Below are 19,300 nucleotides of genomic sequence, written 5' to 3' on the forward strand. Positions count from 1 at the left end.
TCTTAAGCCAGCTCCAGACCCGTCAGTCGAAAATAATCCGGCGCTTGCGGATCAGGCAGCGCCGGCCGCCTGACACGGTCCGGTACGTGGCATGCGCGCACCGAAATACGCCGCCGTCACAATCCCCACAGCGCCCATCACGGCACAAAAGATCACGCAGATCCATGGACTCCACGGCATCAGACCAATCAGCAACAGCGGTGTGATACTTGCCCAGGCGGCGTAGGCAATGTTGTAGGTGAAGGAAATGCCCGACACGCGAATCCGCGCCGGGAACAACCCGACCATCACCGAAGGCACCGCACCTACTACCCCACAAGCCAGGCCGGCGACCGCATAGGCCATGCCGATCCAATGGCCGCCCATGATCAGACAGCCATACAACACGCCAATGCCCAGCGGCAGCAACAAGCTGTAGAGCATGACCGTGCGCCAGGCGCCGATGCGGTCGACCAGCAGCCCAGCGATCACGCAGCCGATATTCAGAAAAACGATGCCCAAGGCACTGAGGCCGAAAGTGTGGCTGGCGGTCATGCCGAAGGTTTTCTGCATCATCGTCGGGGTGATGACCACGAACACCACCACCGCCGAGGTCAGCACACACGTGAGCAACATGGCCGGCAGCATGGCCAGACGATGTTCACGCAGCACCGTGCGCAACGGCAGTTCGACCCGCGCCTCGCGCTGCGCTTCCATGGCCATGAACACCGGGGTTTCGCTGAGCCAGCGGCGCAGGTAAACGCCCACCACGCCGAACACGCCGCCGAGCAGAAACGGATAGCGCCAGGCGTAATCGAGAATTTCGGCAGGCGTGAAAACCTGTGCCAGGAAGGTCGCAGTGAGTGCGCCGATCAAGTAACCGAACGTCAGGCCGGCCTGCAGAAAGCCCAAGGCGTAACCGCGATGGCCGGTCGGCGCATGCTCGGCGACGAACACCCAGGCACTCGGCACCTCCCCCCCCACCGCAGCGCCTTGCAGGATGCGCAGCGCCAGCAACAGCAAGGGTGCGAAATAGCCGATCTGTGCGTAGGTCGGCATGATCCCGATCAGCAGGCACGGCAGGGCCATCATCAGGATGCTCAGGCTGAACACCTTTTTGCGGCCCAGACGGTCGGCGAAATGCGCCATCAGAATCCCGCCCAACGGCCGCGCCAGATAACCGGTGACGAAGATGCCGAAGCTTTGCAGCAAACGCAGCCACTCGGGCATTTCCGGGGGGAAGAACAACTGACTCAGGGTCAGCGCGAAGAATACGAAGATGATGAAATCGTAGATTTCCAGCGCCCCGCCAAGCGCAGCAAGGCCGAGGGTCTTGTAGTCGGCACGGCTGAACGGCGCCGGTCGGGCTGGAGAATTGGCAGTCATGACAAAGAACTCAGGCATCGGCAAAAACCAAGGCGCCCATGGTCTACGCAAAAGCACGGATCGACAACCCGTCAGACCATAGTCTCGGTTTGCGAAAACCTGCTCAACAAAAGGGCGGCGCTTGATTTACTGTTAGCGCCTGTCCAAGGGACCACGCCAACAACGACCAGCCGCCCATGTGGGAGCGAGCCTGCTCGCGAAAGCGTCAGTTCAGAGAACCTGATGCTGAATGTGCCGACGTCTTCGCGAGCAGGCTCGCTCCCACAGGGGTCTCTGTGGCTGTCGAGCCGGGCGACTGCTCCCACGGATCAAAATAACCATAAAAAATCCGAGGTACTTCCTGTGGCCGTTGATATCGAAGATAGCCGCTCCGCGCGCTTTGCCCTGCGCTGTTCCAGTTTTGCCGAACGCTGGTTTCCCGATTCCTGGGTATTCGCCGCGTTGGCCGTGATCATCGTTGCGCTGGCCACTCTGGCCATGGGCGCCAAACCCACCGCTGCAGCGATGGCCTTCGGCGACGGCTTCTGGAGCCTGATCCCGTTCACCATGCAGATGGCCTTCGTGGTGATCGGCGGCTACGTCGTCGCCAGCTCTCCGCCCGCAGTCAAACTGATCGACAAACTGGCACGCATCCCGAAAAACGGCCGCTCCGCCGTGGCCTGGGTAGCGTTGATTTCGATGGTCGCTTCCCTGCTCAATTGGGGTCTGTCGCTGGTATTTGGCGGGCTGCTGGTACGCGCCCTCGCCCGCCGCACCGATCTGAAGATGGATTACCGCGCCGCCGGTGCCGCTGCTTACCTGGGCCTCGGCGCGGTGTGGGCGCTGGGCTTGTCATCGTCGGCCGCACAGTTGCAGGCCAACCCGGGCAGCCTGCCGCCGTCGATCCTGTCGATCACTGGCGTAATCCCGTTCACCGAAACCATTTTTCTCTGGCAATCCGGAGTCATGCTGCTGGCGCTGATCGTGATCTCGATCATCATCGCCTACGCCACCGCGCCCGGGCCGAATTCGGCACGCGACGCCAAGGCCTGCGGCATCGATCCGGCGTTCAACCTGCCGCAGCTGCAACCGCGCACTCGCCCCGGCGAATGGCTGGAACACAGCCCGTTGCTGATCATCGTATTGGTGCTGCTCGCAGCAGGATGGCTGTTTCACGAGTTCTCGACCAAACCAGCGATTACCGCGATTTCCGGCCTGAACACCTATAACTTCCTGTTCATCATGCTCGGCGCGCTGCTGCACTGGCGCCCGCGCAGCTTCCTCGATGCCGTGGCCCGTGCGGTGCCGACCACCACTGGCGTGTTGATCCAGTTTCCGCTGTACGGCTCGATCGCCGCGCTGATGACCACGGTCAAAGGCGCCGACGCGCAAACCCTCGCGCATCACATCTCGACTTTCTTTGTCAGCATCGCTTCCCACGACACCTATGCGCTGCTGATGGGCGTGTATTCGGCGATTCTCGGTTTCTTCATCCCGTCCGGCGGCGGTAAATGGATCATCGAAGCGCCCTACGTGATGCAAGTCGCCAATGACCTGCAGTACCACCTCGGCTGGGCGGTGCAGATCTACAACGCCGCCGAAGCCCTGCCGAACCTGATCAATCCGTTCTATATGCTGCCGCTGCTGGGCGTGCTCGGGTTGAAGGCGCGGGATTTGATAGGCTTCTCGTTTGTGCAACTGCTGGTGCACACGCCGCTGGTGCTGCTGTTGTTGTGGGCGCTGGGGACGACATTGGCGTATACGCCGCCGGTGATGCCGTAAGTCGATAAAAACGCACCTGCTCAAGGGCAGGTGCTCTCAAAACTTGGTTTGATCGCTGCTTTAGACGGGTCGCGCCTGATCAAGCACCTGCTGACGAAATTTCACTGGCAGGTCGCCGGGGGTCAGCACCTCGACCGCAACACCCAGCAGGTCTTCAAGCTCAACCTGAAGTCCGCCCAGATCAAAAAGCGTCGTGCCGGGCAGTGGGTCAACCAGCAGATCGAGATCGCTGCCGTCCAGATCCGTCCCCAGCAATGCTGAACCAAATACACGCGGGTTGGCCACGCGAAAGCGCCCGATCACTTCGCGGACGGCGGACCTTTGCATGTCGAGAGCAGTAGAAGGCTTCATGACTCACCCTTGGAAAATTCGATGTCGCTGCAGTCTAGCAGTGCGGACGCGCACCAGGCAGCGTGCTTGTTGGCACAGCCGTAACAATATGTGCGCTGCTTGGGTAATACCGCATTCAGGCAAGAATCCACACTCAACCGCTTTTCTGTCAAACACCACTGATCCACTATGAAGCGCCCCCAAATCGAGGGGAACCCACGCTGAAAAGGATCTGAGCATGTTCAAACTCGCAGGACTTACCCTCGTTGCACTGACGCTAAGCGCCGCCGTCCACGCCGATGTCGACGTAAAACTGGGCAGCACCGAGCGCGTCACCCGCCTCTTCGCCTACCCCAACAATTGCAGCGTGATCTGCTTTCGCAATTGGACGCTGGAGCAGACCGTTGCTCACTACCTGAGCCAGAGCGTCCAGCGCGACGGTTACGCCGATGCCAAGGTGCTGGTGAAAACCGACAACGATCAGCTTTACGCCGAGATCACCGGAGTGCCGGACGGCTATGACAAGCCGCTGTCGGCGTTACTCGACGCCGGCGACCTGGCTTATGCCGGCGCCAGCAAGCTGAATGCCGATGGCAAATGGGCCTACAGCTGGTATCTGTTCCTGCCGTTGGGCATGGCCCTGGAAAATCGCAAGAGCGTCGAGTTGCTGCACTTCCCGCCTGACTACTCGCTGACCCAGGCGCAGGACTATCTGCGCTCGAACACCACCGATCGCTGGGCGACGTTGCTGACCGATAACGGCATCCCCGCCGGGCAGACGCCGGCTTACCAGACCATCATCGACATCGCGCCGATCGCCGCGCCGTCCAATGCCGGCGGGGATCTGGAGGATGTCTACGACTACTTCAAGGATTACCAGACCACGCTGGTCAAGCAGTTCAGCCAGACCGCCAGCGGCGCGACGCTGCCGATGGTTGCGTTCGGGGCGCCGGTGCGCAACTGGATCAAGGAACAATACGGGCCGACCTTGGGGGTGCTGGGGCTGGCGAGCATCAGTCCGGCCGAAGGAGTGAATGTGCCGGTGCTCGGCTCGAATCATCCGAGCTATATCTGGTACGCCGCCGATCCGAAAAGCTATACCGGCGACGATGCCCAGGCGAAGGCAGACGCGGCGGGCTTGAAAGTCATGGGCCAGGATTTGAGTGCTGCCTGCTGGCAGGCGGCAATGGGCAGCAAACCGGGCAGCGATGCGCAGGCCACGCTGAACAGTTGCACGCAAACATGGCAGGTGACGCAAAAGGTCAAAACCTGCGAGTTGTTCTATACCTCGATCCGCAACCTCAGCGCTGAACAAGCGGCTGCCAAGTGCGCCACGCCACGCATCAAGACACAGCTGCAACAGCTGAAAGCGCCACTGCCTGCGGCCGCCGTGCCCGCACCAACTCTGTAATCGCTACTGGAGTCCCCCGTGTCAGCCAATGCTGACGCGGGCCAGCGGTGATCGCGCCTGTCAGGTTTGACAGTAGACCGCTACCTTCAATTGCGCGACGCTTGGATCCAATCATGCCTCGCCTGGCGGGGCATGGGCACAACCCGGAGGCAACACTCAACAACAAGGATCGTTATGAACAATCAAGCCATGGGCCGGCACCTTCCACGCGATACAGAAGGCATCTATCCGTTCGCCGGACTTCCGGTGCGACTGGGCTTTCCATCCTGCCAGGACTTTCAGATTATCCACGACGAACGTGGCATGGCCACGGCGGTGGTCGCGCGCCGCGAGTTTCTGCGCATTAGCCGAATGTGCCGGGTTTCCGGGCAATTGCTGCCCTATCGCTGTCGACAGACCCGTCAGTTGCAAACCGGCATCCACGTTTACGATCCGCGCTTTTGCGGTGTGCTCGAGCACGCCTGCGATCCGAATGTATTTCTCGACATGAGCGAGTTGTGGCTGTGGGCCTTGAAAGATATCCATAGCGGCGAACATCTGAGCATCGATTACGCATCGACCGAAGACAAACTGCTACGCCAGTTCGCCTGCGATTGCGGCTCGTCGCGCTGCCGTGGGTGGATCACCGGTTACGACGATCCACCCACGCCTGAAGGCCAGCGCTTTTTACAGCGCTGGCGGCATCCAGGCCGTAACTGAACGCCGTGGTTACGGGGCGCCGACCGGACGTAAGCGGTATTGCGGCGGCAACTGTTCGAAACCGCTTATGGTGGTATTGAGACTTTTCCAGCGGCCGTCCTTGATCCCGTAGATGCAGCCGTGGATCGACAGCGGCTGTCCGCGATGCCAAGCGTTCTGGATGATGCTGGTATGCGCGACGTTGGCCACTTGCTGGATCACGTTGAGTTCGCACATGCGATCGACCTGCTCTTCTTCGGTCGCCAGCTTGGCCAGCTCTTCGCGCTTTTCGTAATAAAGATCGCGGATCGACCGCAGCCAGCCATCGATCAGGCCGAACTGGCGATCCTGCATCGACGCGCGCACGCCGCCGCAGCCGTAGTGGCCGGTGACGAGGATGTGTTTGACCTTGAGCACATCCACCGCGTACTGGATCACCGAGAGGCAGTTGAGGTCGGTGTGCAGCACGACGTTGGCGACGTTGCGGTGTACGAACAGATCGCCCGGCAGCATGCCGACGATTTCGTTGGCCGGCACGCGCGCGTCGGAGCAGCCGATCCATAGATATTCCGGGGTCTGCTGGCGCGCCAGTTTGGCGAAGAAGTCCGGGTCTTCCTTGGTGATCGCGTCAGCCCAACGCTCGTTGTTATCAATCAGGTCTTGTAGATCGTGCATGGATAAGGCCTCAAGAAAGATGCGCAGGTTTGATAGACGACCACCCGTCGAAGTCACGCCGCCAGCGCAAAGTGTTTTCGTTGGAATTCTCGCGCGCCCGGTGAGTCCACTCAGTAAGGCCCACAGTATGAGGAATTGCCATGACTGATTCACGACGCCCTTATGATGCGGTGCAACCGGAACCCATCGACGATAACGAAGACCGCATGGGCTCGGTGCACGAGCTGGATTTCGACGACGAAGAGCCCAGCGCGAAGATCGGAGATGAACTGCCCGAGCGTGAACGTGAACAATTGATGCCGGCTGAGCGAGTGCGTGAGGCTGGCATGACCGGTGCCTCGGTGGATGATCATCAGCCGACTGACGATGACCTGAGCCCGGAAACGTTGATTCGCGAGGACGGCGCGCGCGATGCCGATGAACTCGGCGAGGGCAATCCGGCGGATTGGGATTTGAGCGAGGTCAGTGAAAACGACATCGGCGGCGGTGACGGGCTGGATGAAGCGGAACTGGCGAATCTGGATCCGCTGGATGGCAAGCGCTGACCCGCTGACTTGAAATTCGCCCCCTGTAGGAGCTGCCGAAGGCTGCGATCTTTTGATTTTGCTTTGGATCTTACAAAAACAGGATCAAAAGATCGCAGCCTTCGGCAGCTCCTACAGGCCTAATCCACCAAGGTACAGGCCATCACCACTGCATCCTCACGCCCACCCACCGCCGGATAATAATCGCGACGCCGGCCGATCTCGTTGAAGCCATACCGCTCATACAACTTGAAAGCAGCAGTATTGCTGTCGCGCACTTCGAGAAAGCACTCCCGCGCTTCAGCCGCATACGCCCGCGACATCAAATGCTCAAGCAACGTCAGGCCCAACCCGCGCCCCTGATTTTCCGGCTTGACGGTGATATTGAGCAGGTGCGCCTCATCAAGAATGATCTGCACCACACCGTGGCCCACCTGCTGCTGCCCTTCGAACATCAGCCAGATCTGGTATTTGCCCAGGCCATCGAGAAAAATCCCCCGGGTCCACGGATGGCTGTACGCGGCGTATTCGATCTTCAACACAGCGTCCAGATCTGCCTCGGTCATCGGGCGAAAGGTTACAGCCTCACTCATCGGATGGTTTCCAGCGCGCCATCAGCCGACGCATGGCTTGCCACACAGCGGCCTTGCGCTGTGGCTCTTCCATTAACAGTTCCAGACCGGGAATCGCCCAGGCCAGGCCCAGACCTTCGATCTGCAATTCACTATTGAACGCTTCGGCGTCCGCTTCCCCGGCAAACTTCAGCGCTGGCAGGCCGATCAGCCACAGACAGGCGCAGGGTGCTGCTTCCATCTGCACCGAGAGGAAACCCTGCACGAAGTCGCGCGCCGCTTCCGGGCCTTGATCCAGCGTGCCGCGATTGAGCCACGGCCAGCGCACAGGTTCACCGACGATTTGCGGCGCATCCGGCAAACCGGCGGCGCGCAGCATATCCTTGAGCAGCAGGTAGGCCGGATCGCGACTTTGAAACGCTTCGCCTGTGGGTAACTCGACCAGCAGCAAGCAACGCCCGGCGCGCAGCAGTTGCAGGGCAAAACGCGGTGGCGGCACTGGCGCAGGCTTGACCACCACCGGCGTCTCGTCGATCTCTTCCACCGGTTTGGCGCCGTTGCGGGTACTGGCCAGCGACGGACGCGGCACCTCGATTTTCGGTCGCTCGGCCTGACGCGCGGCAGGCTGCGCCGGTGCTTCGGCCTGAGGCGCCGGAGCAACCGGTACCTCGAGCTCGGGCTCGGGCATCTCCAGCAGCTCGGGCCGCGAAGGCGCGGCGAAAGGCAGTTCGGTGCGCGGCAGCCAGTTGACCACCTGCATGGCGTTCAAATAGGCGCGGCGGCGGGACTCGATAAGCAAAGGTCGGCCACTTGTGGATAACGGAAAGTGCGCTGATTCTACCGCCCTTCGCACAAGATCGCTCGCTGTTGATCGATACCCCGCGCTGCGCTGCGCCGCTGCCCTTTGGCCAAAGAATGCGACAGCCCGTCCCGAGAGTGAATCGCCGCGCCTGTGATGCAGTACAATCGCCGCTTTTAATCGCCAACCAGCCGGCCATTCCGATGATCGAACCCAAGCGCGTCTTGCGCGCCCTCGCTGAACACTGGGCACTTCTGGAGCCACTGTGCGAGCACTTCGACCAAGGCACCCTGAGCCTCAACGAACTGCGCACGCAACTGGCCGCCCAACAACTCGACAGCACGCCTCAGGACATCACCAGCCTGCTCGACGTGTGGATTCGCCTCGATATTCTGGTTCCGGTGGCGAAAAGCCCGAACCGTTTCGAGCTCAACGCGCAGATCCACGACTTCCTCGCCTACCTGCGCCGCGAACACCGCCTCGGTCTGTGCCTGGAAATCGAAGCCTATTTGCGTCACCTTGAGCGTCTGGCCGGTTATATCCAGGACGCTTTCGACGTTCGTGACGGCAACGATCTGGCGCGCCAGCTGCGCTTGCTCGACATGCGCGTGCGCGACGTACTGAAGAAACTCGACAACGACGAACAGGCGCTGGTGGCCGTGGCCGAGCGCGCGAAGACCAGCGACCGGCAGATTCCGCTGCGTCAGCGTTACGCCGAAGTCCTGGCGACGTGGGACGAATACGTCGAGCCGATGATCGATCTGGTCAACGCCGATGGTGCCTTCGAGCAAGGCGTGCGCAAGGTCGAAACCGTGCTGCTGAAGATGCTCAGCGAACAGCAGCGCCTCGGCCATCTGGTCGATGACGACATGCTCCTGCGCACCCACGCACGCATCCTCGAAATGCAGACCAGCGCGCAACTGACCCTGCGTCATGCCCGCGAACTGCTGCTGCCGTTGCGTGAAGAAGCGCGTCGGCACAACGCCGTGACCCGTGGCGCCGCACTGGCGCTGGCGGCGATCCGGCGTAAGGGGATCGACGCCGTGCCGCAAGCGGCGATGCCACTGTTCACCCGTCCGCAAAGCACCTTCCTGGGCAGCGCCAGTCAGGTCGAAGCCTACGTCTACGCGCTGGCGCGTTTCGAGCCGAAACCGGCGCGCTTCCCCAAGGCGCACAAAACCCAGAAGGCTGGCGACGCCCCACGTGCACCGCGCACCGTGCGCGAGATGGTCGATCGTTGCGAAGAGTCCCTGCCGATGCCGGACCTGATGACCTGGCTGCTGGAGCAGGAACCGGACGGCGCCACCGACGAATTGCTTTACTGGTTCTCGCGCCTGTCGCGGGAAAAACGCTTCAAGCGCGAGCGTCTGGAACGCCGCGAATACCATACTCACGAGCACCAGGTCAGCCTGCGCTCCTTCGCCCTGCTCTCGGCCAGCGATACCGCCGCCGAGGATTCTGCGAGCATCCCAAATGCATCTTGATCTATCCGAACTGTCGCAACTGGCGCCGATCTTCCGCGAGTTGTTCAAGGGTTACCACGTCAGCCGCCGTGATCCTGAGCTGTACGCACAACTGTCAAACTTCCAGGATCAGTACCGCACGCTGTTCAAGGCGCTGGGCTTTGAACTGGTCTGCGACACCCGTGGCTTCTACTATTTCGTGCCGGACATGGCCGCCGCAGCGGTGAACAAGACCGCCCAGCGTCTGGCGCTGTTCACCTTCATCCTCGTCGAGCACCTGGCCGATCAGGGCCGCGACCCGATTGCCGTGCTCGACGGCGGCAGCCTCGGCCGCGAAGAATTGCCGTCGCTGCTGGACAAGTACCGCGACCTGTTCATTCAGGCCGAAGTGCAGACTGTTGAAGAACTCGAAGAAAAAATCATGCGCCGCATGACCCAGCTCGGTTTCGCCGGCGAAGAAAACGGTGTCTACCGCTTCCTGCCGCCGATGCACCGTTTCCTCGACGTGTGCCTGTCGGTACAACAGGACCGCGACCTGGCAGCCAGCGTGCACAGCGTATTGCCGTTGCCGGCGCCGGTGCTGATCGACGAAGAAGCTGAAGCGAAATTCCTCGAAACCGACGATCCGCTCGATCTTTCCGAATTTGAAGAAGAAAGCGAAGAAGACGCACTGGCCCGCGCCATTGCCGAAGAACAGGAGTCCGATGCATGAGCCAGGAACGCTACGGCATCCGCCGCTTTGCCCTTTTGAACACCGCCGGTTACAGCCTCGGTCTGTTTCCGCTGGAAGAACCGCTGTCGGTTTACGGCGCGAACAACCTCGGCAAGTCGGCGTCGATCAACGCTTTGCAGTTCCCGATTCTGGCGCGCATGTCGGACATGAGCTTCGGCAAGTACAGCCTCGAACAATCGCGGCGCTTCTACTTCGCCTCCGACACCAGTTACATCCTCGTCGAAGTCAACCTGCCCCACGGCCCGCACGTGATCGGCGTGGTCGGTCGCGGCCCGGGCGGCGGTTTCGGTCACCAGTTCTTCGCTTACGCCGGCAAGCTCGATCTGGCGCATTACCAGAAAAACGACACCTGCCTGCGCCAGAAAGAACTGTTCAGCAATCTGGAAAAAGAAGGCCTGAAAGCCTACGAACTCAAGCCGGATGAACTGCGCCGCTTGCTGGTTGGCGGCCATACGTCGATCCCGCTCGACCTGACGCTGATCCCGCTGCGCTCCACCAGCGAGCAGAGCCTGAAGACCTTCCGCGCGCTGTTCATCAACCTGCTGCACATGCGCGAAATCACCGCGGCCAAGCTCAAGCAACTGTTCCTCGATGCTTTCGAACACAGCTTGCGTTCCGGCAGCGTCGACTACATTGCTGCCTGCGAAGAAGCCTTCCGCGATGTGCGGCGCATGGAGCAGGACTACAACTCGCTGGTCGCTGCCGGCCCGTTGGTTGAAGCGCTGGCCAACGGCGTGAAACAGCGCGATGTGCTGCGCGGCAAACTGCATCGCCTGTCGCCGCTGCTCGACTCCTTGCTCGGCACCTGGTCGGACTACGCCACGGCGCGCAAGGAAGAGCTGACCATCCAGGCCGAGCACTACCGTCGCGAGCAGGACGATCTGCAGAACGATCAACGCGGTGGTACTCAGGAACTGATGCGTCTGGAACGGGAAATTTCCGGTATCCAGCGCTGGCTCGGCGAGCTGTCGGTGCTGAAGAACCGCTTTGCCCTGGTCGATGACGTCAAAGTGCTCGAGCAACAATTGCTCGCCGCCAAGGATGCACACGACGAACTGGCCGGTGCCTTGGCGCAGTCGCGTCAGTTCAGCGCCGAAGATCTCGAAGAGCGTCTGCGCGATCTGGAAAAACGCCTGAAGTCGGTGAAGCAACAACTCGATCACGCTGATAACAACAGCTATGCCCGCCTGCGCGAAGAGTTCTCGCAACAGGACGTCGAGCGTCTGATGCGTCTGTTCAACAGCGCGCTGTTCAGCCTGCCGCTGGGCGAACATGGCATCACCCTCGACGAGAACGGTGAGTGGGTCAAATCCGTGGAGCTGATTCTTGATGGCTTCAAGGGCGAGCGCTTCGAAGTGCCGGGCCTGTCGATCGACATCTCGCACATTGAGCCGCCTGCCTTGCAGGCTCTGGCTGACCGCGCCGCGTTGCGCGATCAGAAAGAGCGTCTGGAAAAAGAGCTCAAGCAACTGAAAACCCAGCAGGCCGTGGCCGCCGACCGCGCCGCGAGCAAGACCCAGACCGAAGCGCTGTACCAGCAGGTGCTGGACGCACAGAAGGCGCTGGAAGATTTCCGTCGCACCCAAACCCTGAGCGCCGAAGAAAGCGACAAGCTCGAGCAACTGGCGCAGATGGAAGCCGCGCAGGACGAACTCAAGCGCTCCAGCGATGCGTTCACCGAGCGCGTCCAGCAACTGTCGGCCAAGCTGCAACTGGTCGGCCGTCAGATCGCCGACATGGAAGCCAAGCAACGCACGCTCGACGATGCGCTGCGTCGTCGTCAGTTGCTGCCGGCGGATCTGCCGTTCGGCACGCCGTTCATGGATCCGGTCGATGATTCGATGGACAACCTGCTGCCGCTGCTCAACGACTATCAGGACAGCTGGCAGGGCCTGCTGCGTGCCGATGGCCAGATCGAAGCGCTGTACGCGCAGGTGCGTCTGAAAGGTGTGGCCAAGTTCGACAGCGAAGATGATATGGAGCGGCGTCTGTCGTTGCTGATCAACGCTTACGCGCACCGCACCGATGAAGCCCTGACCCTCGGCAAGGCGCGGCGCGCGGCGGTCACCGACATCGCCCGTACTCTGCGCAACATCCGCAGCGATTACGACAGCCTCGAGCATCAACTGGCGCTGTTCAACCGCGAGATCAACAAGCGGCAGGTTTCCAACCTGCAGAGCTTCCGCATCGTCCTCGCGCCAAACAAGGAAGCACTCAAGCACATCGACCAGATCATCCACAGCGCCGGGCAATATGAGGAAGGCGAAACCCTGTCGGTGTTCGACCTCAGCCAGAGCGCCGAGCAGGACAACAAGAACGAAGAGGCCAAGGAATATCTGGCGCGGCTGGTGGCAGCGAACCACAACCAGCTCGGCCTCAAGGACTTGTTCGAACTGGCTTTCGAGATCACCAAGGTCAACGGTCAACCAGTCATCCACACCGACATCGACGGCGCGGCCTCCAACGGTACGACCATGACCATCAAGGCGCTGACCAACATGTACTTGTTGCTGCACTTGATGGATCGCGATCTGGCCGGCCGCGTGCGTCTGCCGTACTACCTCGACGAAGCGGCGGACATCGACGAGAAGAACCAGGCGGCGTTGCTGGAGACCAGTCTGCAACTGGGCTTCGTGCCGATTCTGGCGAGTGTGAAGCCGCAGGTCTGCGCCAGTGTCGCAATCGACCTGGAAGGCGGCAGCGGCCCGGCCGGGATCTACATCGATGAGGCGGACTGGAAGTACATTCGCCGGCATGATGTGGTCAAGGCCACGCTGAATGTGCAGGCCGATGAGCCGGAGCTGGATGCGGTTTGATCGGCGGTAGCTGAAGCAAAAAAAGGGCCGCGATCTGATGAGATCGCGGCCCTTTTTTATCGCCTGGATTTTGTGTTGATTTGGCTGGCCCCTTCGCGAGCAGGCTCGCTCCCACAATTGGAATGCGTTCCCCTGTGGGAGCGAGCCTGCTCGCGAAGGCGTCTCAACAGACGCTGCTATTTACCAAGCTGAATCTTCGGCGCCCAGGTCAGCCATTCATCCTCGAACTTGTCGAACAACGGGAACGTCTGCTCGGCCCGCGCCGGATTGCCCATGCGCTCGCCATCCGGTGTGGCGAAGGCAATGCCACCTTGAATCAGCGTCTCCAGCGATTCGGTGCGAACCGTCACACCTTTGAACAAGCCGTAATCGAAGCCCACGCCGCTGGTGTTCCAGAAACGGCTGCCGCTGCGCACCAGTGGCGCATACTTCGGCTCGATCAGGATGTGCACCAACACACGGTCAGCTGTCTGGCCCAATTCATAACCTGTCACCTTTCCGACGGTGATCTCACGGTAAGTCACTGGTACGCCAGGCTTAAGCGAACCACGACGTGCGGCGCTCAACACCAGACTCAGACCCGCTTCCTGCCTGGTGACTTCCGGCGCTTCGGCCAAGGCAACGAAGTTCTTCTGCGGGCCGAGATTCTTCGCCGCCGGCTGGACTTCGATGTATTTGCCGGTGACCAGCGTTTCCAGATTCTGCGTCTTGATCAGACCCAGTTCCGGCTTGACCACCCAGAACTGACTGCCGACTCGCGCGATCTTCTCCGGCACTTCAGTGATGCGAGCGGTGAGGATTACCGACTGCATGTCATCGGTCAGATCGACGCTTTCAATCTTGCCGACATCCAGCCCCTTGAAACGTACCGGCGTACCGCTGCTCAAGCCGTCAGCGCGATCAACCTTGATCGTCACTACCGCACCTTTCTTGTTCGCCTCGTCATGATCGGCGAACAGACGGAAGCGCGGGATACGTTTCTTCAACGGCGCATTGGCTTGCGGCGTTTCGAACGCGATACCGCCGGCCATCAGGGTTTGCAGGGATTCACTCTTGACCTGAATGCCGCCGGTCAAGCCACCCGTGAGGGTAATGCCGCTGACATTCCAGAAGCGCGTCGAGGCGTTGACCAGGTTTTCGTATTCCTTCTCGATGTGCACGCCGATGACCAGCTGCTTCTTGGTTCGGGAGAACTGGTAGCTCTGCACCGAACCGACCTTGACCTGCTTGTACAGAATCGGACTGCCGACATCGATCGAGCCCAGCGAATCGGTAAACAACACCAGATGCAGGCCTGGCGAACGCAGGTCCAGCGGTGGTGCTTTCGGTCGCGCCTCGAATTCGCGTTTCGGCGCAGCGCCTTTGTCGCCCGGACGCACGGCGATGTAGTTACCTTTCACCAGCGCTTCCAGGCCGGTAATACCGGCAAGGGATATCGACGGTTTGACCACCCAGAACTGCGTGCCCTCAACCAGATAGTCTTCGGCCAACGGATCGAGGGTCAGCTCGGCTGTTGCACTGTTCAGGTCCGGATCGACTTTGAGCGCTTTCAGGTTGCCGACCTGAATGCCTTTGTACATCACCGGCGTGCGACCGGCTTGCAGGCCCTCGAAATCGCTGAGTTTGACCTTCACGCGAATGCCGGCAGCGGCAGCGTCGAAGTCTTCATAGAGACGGAATGGCAGGCTCGGGTCGGTCGCCGGACTGTCCTTGCGATTCTCCGGCGTCGCGAACGCGATACCACCGGCGACGATGCTGGCCAGGGATTCACTGCGCACTTTCACGCCGGACAGGTTAGCGTCGATGCTGATGCCGCTGGCGTTCCAGAAACGAGTATGTTTGCGCACCAGTTTGGCGTAGGTAGGCTCAATGAACACCTTAAGTTCAACGGTGCTCTGATCCTCGGACAGCACGTAGCTTTTGACCTGACCGACCTTGATCTGCTTGTAGAACACCGGGCTGCCGCGATTCAGCGAGCCGAGGCGATCGGCCTTGATGGTCAGGTGCAGACCGGGCTTGGCGTCGGAAAGCGGCGGCTCTTCGGCGAGTGCCTTGAACTTGCGCACGGGCTCGCCTTCACCGGGACTGATCGCGACATAGTTACCCGAGACCAATGTCTCCAGACCAGTGATACCGGCCAGGGTCACGCTCGGTTTGACCAGCCAGAACCGCGTGCTGGTCTTCAGGTACTGCTCGACGTCCTTGTTCATTTCGATGGTGGCGATCACCCCTTTCGAGTTGCCCTCATCGTCGAGCTTGAGCGTCTTGACCTTGCCGACCGGCATGCCTTTGTAGACCACTTCAGTCTTGTTGGCCTGGATGCCTTCGCCGCTTTCAAAGCGCACCTGAATCTCGATACCGGTCTCGGAATAAGCACGCCAGCCGAGCCAGCCGCCGATGATCAGCGCGATCAGAGGCAGCACCCAAATGGCCGACCAGTTCGAAGCCGGTCGGGTTTTCGCTACAGGCAAATCAGTCATGGTCGTCGTCCGACTCCGTGTTATCCCAAATCAGTCGGGGATCGAAAGTAACTGCGGCGAGCATCGTCAGAATCACCACAGAGGCGAAGGCGACGGCGCCCAAATTGGCTTCGACACTGGCTATCCGGCCGAAGTTGACGACCGCCACGAGAATGGCGATCACGAAAATATCGAGCATCGACCAGCGGCCAATGAACTCGATGAAACGGTACATCCAGATACGCTGACGGGCCGACAATGGCTGCCGACGCTGCACGGAAAACAGCAGCAGCGCGATGCCAACCAGTTTGAACGTGGGCACCAGAATGCTGGCGATGAACACCACGGTGGCGATCGGGATCATGCCGTGCTGAACCAGTTCAATCACGCCGGACATGATGGTGCTCGGTTCACCCTGGCCCAGAGAACTGACCGTCATGATCGGCAAGACATTCGCCGGAACATAGATAATGGCTGCCGTGATCAACAGCGCCCAGGTGCGGGTCAAGCTGTTGGGGCGGCGAGCGTGAACCTGCGCGCCGCAGCGGGTACAGCTCTGCTCGTCGACGTCAGCTTCCTGCTTGTTCAGTTCGTGGCATTCGGTGCACACCAGAATGCCCGCATCAATCGCCCGCATGGGCATCCTCTCCTGATAATGCCTGCCAGATCTGATGCGGTGACATCACCACCTCCAGCCAGACTTGCACCAATAACAAGCCAATGAAACATGCCAGTCCGAGGCCGACGGTGATTGCTGCCATATCCGCCAGCTTCACGATCGCGACGAGGACGCCCATGAGGTAGACCTCGAGCATGCCCCAGTCCCTAAGGTGGTGGTAAATACGATAGAGCAGCAAACCGTAGCTTCGGCCGACATCGAAACGAATCGTCAGTAACACAAACAGCTGGCACAACAACTTGAGTAACGGTATGGCCATGCTGCAAAGGAAGACGACGATCGACACACCTTGCATGTCGGTGCTGAACAGGCCGACTACGCCACTCCAGACCGTATCCTGCGAGGATTGCCCGAGGATATTGAGTTGCATGATGGGTAAAAAGTTTGCCGGCACGTAAAGTAATAACGCGGCAATCACCAGGGCGAGGCTGCGCTGCACCACGTTATGGCGATGGGCGTACAACTCATAACCACAACGCGGGCAGAGTGCTTTCTCACCATGGGCAAGTGTCGGCTTGCGCATCAGCAAGTCGCACTCGTGGCAGGCTATCAAGTCTTCCAGCGGTAAATCTGACAGCCCGGGGGCGTCAACCGATTCTGACATACAGGCTCTGGCTCCGATAAAGATGGGGCTATTCTAGTGTTCTGCTTCGAAAATAACTGTGCAATTTTGTTCGCCATAGCTCTGAAAAACTTTCTCGCAGGCAAAACAAAACCCCAACTGCTTTCGCAATTGGGGTTTCGGAATTTAATCTTGACGATGACCTACTCTCACATGGGGAAACCCCACACTACCATCGGCGATGCATCGTTTCACTGCTGAGTTCGGGATGGGATCAGGTGGTTCCAACGCTCTATGGTCGTCAAGAAATTCGGGTACTGACTCGTGACCAGATGGCCTCGCTTCAGCAAATTGGGTATGTGACAGCTAGGTGTTTGTGAATTTCGAACTTTCGGTTCGTTTCGTCTTCACACACCGCAATCTGGTGCCTTTTCAGGTCAGCAAATTGCTTGGGTGTTATATGGTCAAGCCTCACGGGCAATTAGTATTGGTTAGCTCAACGCCTCACAGCGCTTACACACCCAACCTATCAACGTCGTAGTCTTCGACGGCCCTTCAGGGAACTCAAGGTTCCAGTGAGATCTCATCTTGAGGCAAGTTTCCCGCTTAGATGCTTTCAGCGGTTATCTTTCCCGAACATAGCTACCCGGCAATGCCACTGGCGTGACAACCGGAACACCAGAGGTTCGTCCACTCCGGTCCTCTCGTACTAGGAGCAGCCCCTCTCAAATCTCAAACGTCCACGGCAGATAGGGACCGAACTGTCTCACGACGTTCTAAACCCAGCTCGCGTACCACTTTAAATGGCGAACAGCCATACCCTTGGGACCGGCTTCAGCCCCAGGATGTGATGAGCCGACATCGAGGTGCCAAACACCGCCGTCGATATGAACTCTTGGGCGGTATCAGCCTGTTATCCCCGGAGTACCTTTTATCCGTTGAGCGATGGCCCTTCCATACAGAACCACCGGATCACTAAGACCTACTTTCGTACCTGCTCGACGTGTCTGTCTCGCAGTCAAGCGCGCTTTTGCCTTTATACTCTACGACCGATTTCCGACCGGTCTGAGCGCACCTTCGTACTCCTCCGTTACTCTTTAGGAGGAGACCGCCCCAGTCAAACTACCCACCATACACTGTCCTCGATCCGGATAACGGACCTGAGTTAGAACCTCAAAGTTGCCAGGGTGGTATTTCAAGGATGGCTCCACGCGAACTGGCGTCCACGCTTCAAAGCCTCCCACCTATCCTACACAAGCAAATTCAAAGTCCAGTGCAAAGCTATAGTAAAGGTTCACGGGGTCTTTCCGTCTAGCCGCGGATACACTGCATCTTCACAGCGATTTCAATTTCACTGAGTCTCGGGTGGAGACAGCGCCGCCATCGTTACGCCATTCGTGCAGGTCGGAACTTACCCGACAAGGAATTTCGCTACCTTAGGACCGTTATAGTTACGGCCGCCGTTTACCGGGGCTTCGATCAAGAGCTTCGCGTTAGCTAACCCCATCAATTAACCTTCCGGCACCGGGCAGGCGTCACACCCTATACGTCCACTTTCGTGTTTGCAGAGTGCTGTGTTTTTAATAAACAGTCGCAGCGGCCTGGTATCTTCGACCGGCATGAGCTTACGGAGCAAGTCCTTCACCCTCACCGGCGCACCTTCTCCCGAAGTTACGGTGCCATTTTGCCTAGTTCCTTCACCCGAGTTCTCTCAAGCGCCTTGGTATTCTCTACCCAACCACCTGTGTCGGTTTGGGGTACGGTTCCTGGTTACCTGAAGCTTAGAAGCTTTTCTTGGAAGCATGGCATCAACCACTTCGTGTTCTAAAAGAACACTCGTCATCAGCTCTCGGCCTTAAGATCCCGGATTTACCTAAGATCTCAGCCTACCACCTTAAACTTGGACAACCAACGCCAAGCTGGCCTAGCCTTCTCCGTCCCTCCATCGCAATAACCAGAAGTACAGGAATATTAACCTGTTTTCCATCGACTACGCTTTTCAGCCTCGCCTTAGGGACCGACTAACCCTGCGTCGATTAACGTTGCGCAGGAAACCTTGGTCTTTCGGCGTGGGTGTTTTTCACACCCATTGTCGTTACTCATGTCAGCATTCGCACTTCTGATACCTCCAGCAAGCTTCTCAACTCACCTTCACAGGCTTACAGAACGCTCCTCTACCGCATCATCCTAAGATGATACCCGTAGCTTCGGTGTATGGTTTGAGCCCCGTTACATCTTCCGCGCAGGCCGACTCGACTAGTGAGCTATTACGCTTTCTTTAAAGGGTGGCTGCTTCTAAGCCAACCTCCTAGCTGTCTAAGCCTTCCCACATCGTTTCCCACTTAACCATAACTTTGGGACCTTAGCTGACGGTCTGGGTTGTTTCCCTTTTCACGACGGACGTTAGCACCCGCCGTGTGTCTCCCATGCTCGGCACTTGTAGGTATTCGGAGTTTGCATCGGTTTGGTAAGT

At 59.3% G+C, this 19,300-nt stretch carries 15 protein-coding genes and 2 rRNA genes (1 of these 17 cut by a window edge); 7 read left to right on the forward strand and 10 right to left on the reverse strand.

What is annotated here, in order from left to right; translation table 11 throughout:
- Positions 1–51: 51 nt before the first annotated feature.
- Positions 52–1,365 (reverse strand): MFS transporter, encoded by a 1,314-nt coding sequence (locus NF676_RS22735; RefSeq protein ID WP_056790330.1) that lies wholly within the window; start codon positions 1,363–1,365, stop codon positions 52–54.
- Positions 1,366–1,707: 342 nt separating this feature from the next.
- Here NF676_RS22735 and NF676_RS22740 point away from each other — a divergent pair, with 342 nt between their 5' ends.
- Positions 1,708–3,126, forward strand: a complete 1,419-nt coding sequence (locus tag NF676_RS22740) for a short-chain fatty acid transporter (protein ID WP_252886801.1) — start codon at positions 1,708–1,710, stop codon at positions 3,124–3,126.
- A gap of 60 nt (positions 3,127–3,186) precedes the next feature.
- Here the strand turns inward: NF676_RS22740 and NF676_RS22745 are convergent, their stop codons facing one another.
- Entirely contained in the window at positions 3,187–3,477 is a 291-nt protein-coding gene (locus NF676_RS22745) for a nucleotidyltransferase family protein (protein WP_042609686.1), read from the reverse strand.
- A 217-nt stretch (positions 3,478–3,694) separates the two neighbouring features.
- Here NF676_RS22745 and NF676_RS22750 point away from each other — a divergent pair, with 217 nt between their 5' ends.
- Together NF676_RS22750 and NF676_RS22755 are read left to right on the forward strand one after the other, a co-directional pair.
- The gene (locus tag NF676_RS22750) at positions 3,695–4,867 is read left to right on the forward strand and encodes a hypothetical protein (protein ID WP_252886802.1); all 1,173 of its coding nucleotides are present in this window, start codon (positions 3,695–3,697) and stop codon (positions 4,865–4,867) included.
- Positions 4,868–5,041: 174 nt separating this feature from the next.
- Positions 5,042–5,566: an SET domain-containing protein-lysine N-methyltransferase gene (locus NF676_RS22755; protein WP_095181644.1), complete on the forward strand. Its 525-nt coding sequence runs from the start codon at positions 5,042–5,044 to the stop codon at positions 5,564–5,566.
- Between the two features lie 9 nt (positions 5,567–5,575).
- Here NF676_RS22755 and can read toward each other — a convergent pair whose 3' ends face one another.
- Positions 5,576–6,220 carry a carbonate dehydratase gene (gene can / locus NF676_RS22760; RefSeq protein ID WP_039761245.1) on the reverse strand — a complete coding sequence of 215 codons (645 nt, stop codon included), beginning with the start codon at positions 6,218–6,220 and terminating at the stop codon, positions 5,576–5,578.
- A 140-nt stretch (positions 6,221–6,360) separates the two neighbouring features.
- Between can and NF676_RS22765 the strand changes: the two genes are divergently transcribed.
- Entirely contained in the window at positions 6,361–6,765 is a 405-nt protein-coding gene (locus NF676_RS22765) for a serine kinase/phosphatase (RefSeq protein ID WP_252886803.1), read from the forward strand.
- A gap of 119 nt (positions 6,766–6,884) precedes the next feature.
- Here the strand turns inward: NF676_RS22765 and rimI are convergent, their stop codons facing one another.
- Complete coding sequence (gene rimI, locus NF676_RS22770) at positions 6,885–7,337, reverse strand: ribosomal protein S18-alanine N-acetyltransferase (RefSeq protein WP_039761243.1); 453 nt, start codon at positions 7,335–7,337, stop codon at positions 6,885–6,887.
- Positions 7,330–8,076 (reverse strand): energy transducer TonB, encoded by a 747-nt coding sequence (locus tag NF676_RS22775; protein ID WP_252887986.1) that lies wholly within the window; start codon positions 8,074–8,076, stop codon positions 7,330–7,332. Before NF676_RS22775 ends, rimI begins: the two co-directional genes overlap by 8 nt.
- A 242-nt stretch (positions 8,077–8,318) precedes the next feature.
- Here NF676_RS22775 and mksB point away from each other — a divergent pair, with 242 nt between their 5' ends.
- Genes mksB through mksF form a run of 3 tightly spaced genes read left to right on the forward strand, consistent with a single transcriptional unit; the run spans position 8,319 to position 13,127 of the window.
- Positions 8,319–9,599, forward strand: coding sequence for an Mks condensin complex protein MksB (mksB, locus tag NF676_RS22780; RefSeq protein ID WP_160768349.1), 1,281 nt, complete (start codon positions 8,319–8,321; stop codon positions 9,597–9,599).
- The gene (gene mksE / locus NF676_RS22785; protein WP_016773189.1) at positions 9,589–10,290 is read left to right on the forward strand and encodes an Mks condensin complex protein MksE; all 702 of its coding nucleotides are present in this window, start codon (positions 9,589–9,591) and stop codon (positions 10,288–10,290) included. Before mksB ends, mksE begins: the two co-directional genes overlap by 11 nt.
- Positions 10,287–13,127, forward strand: a complete 2,841-nt coding sequence (gene mksF / locus NF676_RS22790) for an Mks condensin complex protein MksF (RefSeq protein WP_041480021.1) — start codon at positions 10,287–10,289, stop codon at positions 13,125–13,127. Before mksE ends, mksF begins: the two co-directional genes overlap by 4 nt.
- Positions 13,128–13,303: 176 nt before the next feature.
- On the opposite strand, the gene NF676_RS22795 is transcribed toward mksF, so the two are convergent.
- The 5 genes from NF676_RS22795 to NF676_RS22815 form a co-directional block, all read right to left on the reverse strand.
- Positions 13,304–15,607, reverse strand: a complete 2,304-nt coding sequence (locus NF676_RS22795; RefSeq protein WP_041480022.1) for a PqiB family protein — start codon at positions 15,605–15,607, stop codon at positions 13,304–13,306.
- Complete coding sequence (locus NF676_RS22800) at positions 15,600–16,223, reverse strand: paraquat-inducible protein A (protein WP_056790346.1); 624 nt, start codon at positions 16,221–16,223, stop codon at positions 15,600–15,602. Before NF676_RS22800 ends, NF676_RS22795 begins: the two co-directional genes overlap by 8 nt.
- Positions 16,210–16,869 carry a paraquat-inducible protein A gene (locus tag NF676_RS22805; protein ID WP_056790348.1) on the reverse strand — a complete coding sequence of 220 codons (660 nt, stop codon included), beginning with the start codon at positions 16,867–16,869 and terminating at the stop codon, positions 16,210–16,212. The genes NF676_RS22800 and NF676_RS22805 overlap by 14 nt, the downstream gene beginning before the upstream one ends.
- A 148-nt stretch (positions 16,870–17,017) precedes the next feature.
- Positions 17,018–17,133, reverse strand: a 5S ribosomal RNA gene (rrf, locus tag NF676_RS22810).
- Between the two features lie 154 nt (positions 17,134–17,287).
- Positions 17,288–19,300, reverse strand: a 23S ribosomal RNA gene (locus NF676_RS22815) (it continues 881 nt past the right edge of the window).

It is taken from the genome of Pseudomonas siliginis (assembly GCF_024072275.1).
GTDB lineage: Bacteria > Pseudomonadota > Gammaproteobacteria > Pseudomonadales > Pseudomonadaceae > Aquipseudomonas > Aquipseudomonas siliginis.